Origin of the sequence: Methylobacterium sp. CCH7-A2 (genome assembly GCF_001557075.1) — a bacterium.
GTDB classification, from domain to species: Bacteria; Pseudomonadota; Alphaproteobacteria; order Rhizobiales; family Beijerinckiaceae; genus Allobosea; species Allobosea massiliensis.
The window spans coordinates 1-6,958 of record NZ_LSKN01000251.1 but is presented as its reverse complement, the minus strand read 5'-3'; the positions used below and the strand labels follow the sequence as shown (position 1 = coordinate 6,958).

Sequence of the window (6,958 nt, the reverse complement as noted above, 5' to 3'; positions counted from 1 at the left end):
TCCCACCCCACTGCCCGCCCTCATTCTCGTCCTCGGAGCCTGCGGCTTCGCCTCGACCTTCACGATGCGGATCATCGATCCGCTGATCCCGACGCTCGCCGGCGAGTTCGGGCGTAGCGTGCCGCAGATCGTGATGATGGTGACCGGGTTCTCGCTGGCCTATGCGCTGGGCCAGCCCTTTCTCGGCCCCGTCGCGGATGCGGTCGGCAAGATCCGCACGATCCTGACCTGCCTGCTGGCGCTCGCCCTGTTCTCGACGGTGGCGGCGCTGTCGCAGTCCTACGAGATCATGGCCGTGGTCCGCGGCGTCACCGGCATCGCCTCGGGCGGGATCATCCCGATCGCGATGGCGGCCATCGGCGACCGGGCGCCGATGCAGGAGCGCCAGGTCGCGCTCGGCCGCTTCCTGGTGCTGATGATCATCGGCCAGATGTCGGGCTCGGCCTGTTCCGGGCTGATCGCGACCCATCTCGGCTGGCGCGCCGCCTTCCTCTCGGCAGCGGGCGTCGCGGCGCTGGCGGCGGTGCTGGTCGCGATCGTGCTGAAGCCGCGCCGGAACGTGACCCGACAGGCGCTGAGCGTCGCGGGTGCGCTGGCGAATTACAGGATCGTCTTCGCCAATCCGCGCACCAAGCTGCTCTACGGCCTCGTCGTGATCGAGGGCATCCTGCTCTTCGGCATTCCGGCCTATGTCGCGGCGATCCTGTTTGAGCGCTCGGGCGTCGGGCCGGGCGAGGCCGGGCTCGCCATCGCCGGCATGGGATTCGGTTGCCTGGTCTACGGGTTGCTGACGCGTATCCTCGTCGAGCGCCTCGGCCCGACGCGGATGACGCGGACGGGCGGCGTGGTCTGTGCGATCGGGCTTGCCCTTTTCGCCTTCGACTGGCCCTGGTGGAGCGCGATCCCGCTCTTCGCGCTGCAGGGTTTCGGCTTCTTCCTCCTGCACGGCACCTTTCAGGCACAGGCCACGGAGCTCGCGCCGGCGGCACGCGGATCGGCCATGGCGCTCTTCGCCTGCTGCTTCTTCCTGGGCCAGGCGACGGGGCCACTGGCGATGGGCGCGGCCATGCATGCGCTGGGCGCGCCTGCGGCGATCCTGCTCTTCGCCGCCGCGATCGTCCTGTTCGGCTATCTCACGCCGCGGATCCTGCCGGTGCCGAGCAGCCGAACCTGAATTTCGCTTAAATGCCGGACATCGTCGAGTTTCGACGATTGACGGAACGGAATCGCAACCTCTCGGCCGCATAACGCAGGCATCTTGATCGGCTCCAGGCTCGCGACCTTGCGGTTGCATCTGTGGGCCGCCGCCAGAGATGAGAGGCTGCGATGCGCCAGTCCTACCGCGATGCCCTGCTCGGAGTCGCTTCCTGCTTTCGCCGCGACGAGGCGGGCGCCACCGTGACCATGTTCGCCTTCGCCGGCGTCGTGCTGATCTGCATGGCCGGGGTGGTGATGGACTACGGACGCCTGACCAAGGCGCATTCCGGTCTGCAAGCAGCAACGGATTCCGCCGCGCTGGCCGCCGCGAGGCTGCCCAGCAAGGACGCCGCGACGATGCGCGCAGCGGCCGAGAAATTCTTCGTCGCCAACACAGCGGGACTGGGCGGCCAGAACATTCAGATCACGAAGTTCGATTTCCAGGAATCGACGGGGACTGTGACGATCGAAAGCAGCGGCGTCCTCGACACGTCGCTGATGGCGATCGCCGGCATCAAGACCATGGCCTACAGCACGCGCGCCGCGGCGCTGAAGGAGGTCACGGGCACGGTCGAGATGGCGCTCGTCCTCGACAACACCTGGTCCATGTCGGACAGCGCCGGCGGCGGCGGCTCGAAGATCACCGTGCTGAAATCAGCCGCCAAAAACCTGATCAACACGATCCTCACGCAGGGCGGCAGCAATGTGAAGATCGGGATCGTGCCCTTTGCCGACTATGTGAACGTGGGCGTCGGTAACCGCAACCAGAATTGGGTTTCGGTGCCGGCCGATTACTCCGTCACCAACACCACCCCCGCCGTGCCTTACACCTGCACCACCGTGACGACCAAACAGGTCTGCACGAAGGGCGCCCCCAAGACCTGCACATCGACCACCGATGGCGTCGTGTCGACTTATGACTGCACGCCGCAGACCTGCGTCCAGCAGCCCGTCACGCCCTATCAGTCCTGCAGTGGCGGCACGCCGGCAAAGACCACGGTCACCAACTACAAGTGGTTTGGCTGCGTCCAGTCGCGGAAGACAGGCGAGCTCCGCCTGAACGACAGCGAGCCCACCTCGCCCTATCCGGGGTTCCTCGGCACCAGCCAGCGCTGCCTCAACCCGATCGTTCCCCTCACGTCCGACAAGACCGTGCTGACGGCTGCGATCGACAGCCTGATCATCAATATCGGTGGCTATAAGCCCTCCACCTATATTCCCGGTGGGCTCATCTGGGGCGTCAATGTACTGTCCCCGACCGCGCCCTTCTCCGAGGGCAAGGCTTACGACACCGCGAACAAGATGCCGCGCAAGGCACTCGTGCTGATGACCGATGGGGCAAACACGATGTACTTCCGCGCCTCGGACGGCACTCACCAGAATGCGACCAACAACGGGCACGTCACGACGACCAACAACGACACCTCGAAGATCTGCGAATACGCCAAGTCGAAGAAGATCGAGGTGTTCACCGTCGCCTTCGCGGTGACGGACGTCGCAGCCAAGACGATGCTGCAGGGCTGCGCGAGCAGTTCGGGTCACTACTACGACGCGACGGACTCGGCAGCCCTCACCGCCGCCTTCCAGTCGATCGGCCAGTCGCTGACCAGCCTGCGCCTCTCGCAGTGAGGCTCAGCGCCGGCCCTCGGTCAGGACGTCAGCGCCCGCGATAGGGCGCGACGCCCTGATCGGGCAGCCAAAGGCCCTTGGGCGGCTCGCCGGTCTGCCAGAAGACGTCGATCGGGATCCCGCCGCGCGGATACCAGTAGCCGCCGATGCGGAACCATTCCGGCTCGAGCAGCTCGACGAGCGTCTTGCCGATGCCGATGGTGCAGTCCTCGTGGAAGGCGCCGTGATTGCGGAAGGCGCCGAGATAGAGCTTCAGCGACTTCGACTCGACCAGCCATTTCCCTGGCAGATAGTCGATGACGAGGATGCCGAAATCCGGCTGGCCGGTGACCGGGCAGATCGAGGTGAATTCCGGGCAGGTGAAGCGGGCGAGATAGGCGGTCCCGGCATGGGGATTGGGCACGCGGTCGAGGCGCGCCTCCTCGGGCGAGGCGGGCAGACCGGTCTGCTGACCGAGTTGCAGGGTCGCGGCATCGAGGGACATGGAAGGCTCCTGAGGTTGGCCGCCTTCTAGAGCAAGGTCAGGCCGGGTGGGAACCGGTTTTCGCGGGCGCCGGTGCCGCAGCCCTCACCAGAACCAGATCGGGCGGCCGGCGACGAGGCATAGGCCGCTCCAGTAGAGGACCGTGACGGTGATCGAGGCCAGCACGATCGCGCCTGAGGGCCGGCGGTTGTCGGACCAGATCTGGAACATTGTCGTCTCCCGATGGAACAGCGCCGTTGTCGGCACCGTCAGGACCGCAAGCGGCAGGCCGTTCCGGGGAGGCAAAGTCGACGGTCGCAGGCGGCAACCGGACGACTCTCTCGGGCGATCGGGGCTTCCCGCGAGCCGGGCGCTTGGCTAGAAGCACGGCCGACGCCCTCCCCTGTGCCCGCCACGGAGCCCTTCCATGACCGCGATTATCGACATCATCGGCCGCCAGATTCTCGATTCCCGCGGCAACCCGACGGTCGAGGTCGATGTCGTGCTGGAGGACGGCTCGATGGGCCGCGCCGCGGTGCCGTCAGGCGCGTCGACCGGCGCACATGAGGCCGTCGAACTGCGTGACGGCGACAAGAGCCGCTATCTCGGCAAGGGCGTGCTCAAGGCGGTCGAGGCCGTCAACGTCGCCATCGCCGAACAGCTCGTCGCGATGGACGCCGAGGACCAGGTCGCGATCGACGAGGCGATGATCGCGCTCGACGGCACCCCCAACAAGAGCAAGCTCGGCGCCAACGCTATCCTCGGCGTCTCGCTCGCCGTCGCCAAGGCCGCGGCCGAGGCGGCCGGCCTGCCGCTCTACCGCTATGTCGGCGGCACCTCGGCCCGCGTCCTGCCCGTGCCGATGATGAACATCGTCAATGGCGGCGCCCATGCCGACAACCCGATCGACTTCCAGGAATTCATGATCATGCCGATCGGCGCGCCCTCCTTTTCGGAGGGGCTGCGGATGGGCTCGGAGATCTTCCACACGCTGAAGAAGAAGCTGCACGACGCCGGCCACAACACCAATGTCGGCGACGAGGGCGGCTTCGCCCCCAACATCAAGTCGGCGGAAGCCGCGCTCGACTTCGTCATGTCCGCGATCGAGGCCGCCGGCTACAAGCCGGGCGAGGACATCGCGCTCGCACTCGACTGTGCCGCGACCGAGTTCTTCAAGGACGGGTCTTACGTCTATGAGGGCGAGCGCAAGACGCGCGATCCCAAGGCGCAGGCGAAGTATCTCGCCAAGCTCGTCGGCAACTATCCGATCGTCTCGATCGAGGACGGCATGTCCGAGGACGACTGGGAGGGCTGGAAGGCGCTGACCGACCTCGTCGGCTCCAAGTGCCAGCTCGTCGGCGACGATCTCTTCGTGACCAACGTCACCCGCCTGTCGCAGGGCATCAAGGGCAAGACGGCCAACTCGATCCTGGTCAAGGTCAACCAGATCGGCTCGCTGACCGAGACGCTGGCGGCCGTCGAGATGGCGCAGCGCGCCGGCTACACCGCCGTGATGTCCCACCGCTCGGGCGAGACCGAGGATTCGACCATCGCCGACCTCTCGGTCGCGACGAATTGCGGGCAGATCAAGACCGGCTCGCTCGCCCGTTCGGACCGGACCGCCAAGTACAACCAGCTCCTGCGCATCGAGGAGGAACTCGGCGCGCAGGCGATCTATGCTGGCCGCAGCGCGCTGAAGGCCCTCGCCTGAGCCGTCACAGGCGCGGCAGCAGGCTGGAGGCGCGCGACAGCGTCCAGATGCCGGCCGCGCCGACGACACCGACCGCCCCGGACATCGCGTCGCCGACGCGGGCGACCGGGGTGGGCAGCGCCACCCCCAGAACCTTCAATGAGGACTGGGACGGGGCTGCCGCGGCCTGAACGGCCGGTGTGATCGGGAGGGGAGCGGCCTCCGCGGTCACCACCGCACGCTCGACGACGGGGCGACGCGGCGGGGACGGCGGAACCGTCACCGCTGCCTGCGCCTGCGCAACATGCAGCCGCGGCTCGGCGGTGACAGGCCGCTCCTGCCGCAGAGCGGTGACCGGGGTCGCGGGCTGCTTCCAGTCGAGCGACATCGGCATGACGATCGCCGCCGGGCTGATCAGCCCCTGTGACGCCCGCAGCGGCGCCTCGCTTCCCGCCGCATCCTGATGGCGCTCGCGGATCTTGCCGTCCGACGCCACCGGCGAGACCCAGCGTTCCTGCCGCGCAACCGCCGTATCCGTCTGCGCGGAGGCGCCGAAGAACGGCAGCGGAGTGCCCGACGGCAGGGCCAGCACGACCGCCGCCAGCGCTGAGGCGGCGACCGAGACGGTCGCCTGGGTTCCGACGCCGCGCAGGAATTTGGCCGTGGCCGTGAAGACCGAATCCGTCATGTCCGACTTTCCTCCGTGAACGGAGCCACAAGACCACCGGCGCCTGGCACCCACGGGGCCGAAGCAGGGAGCAATTGCGGCGTTTCGTCTCGTATTGTTTCCGGACCCATGCGCCGGGCACGCGGCAACGCGGATTTCGCGCGGGGGCCATGCGGCCCATGCGCTATCGCCGGGGGGCTGAACCGGGCGATACCGGCTGATGCACCAGACCGCGCCCCTGTCGGAAGCCGCCCGCCTGCGAGACCGGCGCCTGTGGCGGCTGGCCTTCGCCGGCATGGTTCTGGCGATGCTGATCTTCGGCTCGAATTTCGTGGTCAGCCGGCATGCGGTGCTGAACGGCCTGACCTCACATGATCTCCTCGCCCTGCGCTTCGGCATCGCGGGCCTGCTGCTGCTGCCGGGCTTCGTCGCCGGAGGCCTGAAGAGCTGCAACGAGATCGGCTGGGGTCGCGGCGTGCTGCTCGCGGTGATGAGCGGCTTCCCGATGAGCTATCTGCTGCTGACCGGCGTGACCTATGCGCCGGCCGCCCATGGCGCGACCATCGGGCCCGGCCTCGTGACGGTGATCTCGATCATCGGCAGCGTCGCCCTGTTCGGCGCCATCATCACGCGCCAGCTCATCGTCGGCATCGTCGCCGTGCTGCTCGGCCTGACCTGCCTCGGCATTGCCGGCACGACCCACACCAACCCCTCGATCCTGTTCGGTGATCTCTGCTTCGTCGGCGTCGGGCTGATCTGGGGGATGTATCCGCTGCTGGTCCAGCTCTGGCGGCTCGACCCCTTGAAGGCGACGAGCGTCGTCGCGGTGCTGTCGATGGCCTATCTGCCGTTCTACGCGCTGTTCTTCTTCCGCGGCTTCGACGTCGCGCCCTGGTGGGTCATCGTGCTGCACGGCATCAACCAGGGCGTGCTGAACGTCATCCTCGGGCTCTGGCTGTGGAGCGTCGCAGCGCGGCGGATGGGGCCGGCGGTAGCCGGGCGCTTCCCGCCGACGATCCCGATCATCGGCACGCTGCTCGCCATCCCCGTGCTGGGCGAAATTCCGAGCGGGCTTCAGGTCGCCGGCATCGGCCTGATCATCGCGGGCCTGTTCGTGGCATCCTGGCGGCGCTCACCGCGCCCGGCGGCTTAGCCGCATCACGCCGAGATTCCAGCCGATCGCGATGGCGAGCGCGAGACTGAGCGCGGCGGCCGAGCCGAGCGGGACGGCCGTCAGATGCAGCGCCGCCAGCGCGAGACCGAAGCCGATCAGCGGGAGCGCGCCATTGGCGAGAACGGCGGCCGTGGCGGG

General features: G+C 67.8%; 7 protein-coding genes and 1 pseudogene. 4 read left to right on the top strand and 4 right to left on the bottom strand.

The annotated features are described in order from the left end of the window. Together AX750_RS19460 and AX750_RS19455 are read left to right on the top strand one after the other, a co-directional pair. Positions 1-1,174, top strand: a 1,174-nt coding sequence (locus AX750_RS19460) for an MFS transporter (RefSeq protein ID WP_082752437.1), incomplete at its 5' end; no start/stop codon positions are given. Positions 1,175-1,326: 152 nt separating this feature from the next. Then, positions 1,327-2,826 (top strand): pilus assembly protein TadG-related protein, encoded by a 1,500-nt coding sequence (locus AX750_RS19455; RefSeq protein ID WP_066716564.1) that lies wholly within the window; start codon positions 1,327-1,329, stop codon positions 2,824-2,826. A 28-nt stretch (positions 2,827-2,854) separates the two neighbouring features. Here AX750_RS19455 and queF read toward each other — a convergent pair whose 3' ends face one another. Continuing rightward, on the bottom strand, positions 2,855-3,310 hold the full coding sequence (gene queF, locus AX750_RS19450) for a preQ(1) synthase (RefSeq protein WP_066716567.1): 456 nt from the start codon (positions 3,308-3,310) through the stop codon (positions 2,855-2,857). An 84-nt stretch (positions 3,311-3,394) separates the two neighbouring features. Further along, positions 3,395-3,520: a hypothetical protein gene (locus AX750_RS27080; protein WP_280939914.1), complete on the bottom strand. Its 126-nt coding sequence runs from the start codon at positions 3,518-3,520 to the stop codon at positions 3,395-3,397. 196 nt (positions 3,521-3,716) lie between these two features. Between AX750_RS27080 and eno the strand changes: the two genes are divergently transcribed. Beyond that, the gene (gene eno, locus AX750_RS19445; protein WP_066716571.1) at positions 3,717-5,000 is read left to right on the top strand and encodes a phosphopyruvate hydratase; all 1,284 of its coding nucleotides are present in this window, start codon (positions 3,717-3,719) and stop codon (positions 4,998-5,000) included. A gap of 4 nt (positions 5,001-5,004) precedes the next feature. Here eno and AX750_RS19440 read toward each other — a convergent pair whose 3' ends face one another. After that, positions 5,005-5,667: a hypothetical protein gene (locus tag AX750_RS19440; RefSeq protein ID WP_066716580.1), complete on the bottom strand. Its 663-nt coding sequence runs from the start codon at positions 5,665-5,667 to the stop codon at positions 5,005-5,007. 199 nt (positions 5,668-5,866) lie between these two features. On the opposite strand from AX750_RS19440, the gene AX750_RS19435 reads away from it, so the two are divergent. After that, on the top strand, positions 5,867-6,799 hold the full coding sequence (locus AX750_RS19435; protein WP_066716583.1) for a DMT family transporter: 933 nt from the start codon (positions 5,867-5,869) through the stop codon (positions 6,797-6,799). Here the strand turns inward: AX750_RS19435 and AX750_RS26625 are convergent. After that, positions 6,779-6,958, bottom strand: a pseudogene (locus AX750_RS26625) (hypothetical protein); the annotation flags it as partial. The gene AX750_RS19435 and the pseudogene AX750_RS26625 overlap by 21 nt on opposite strands.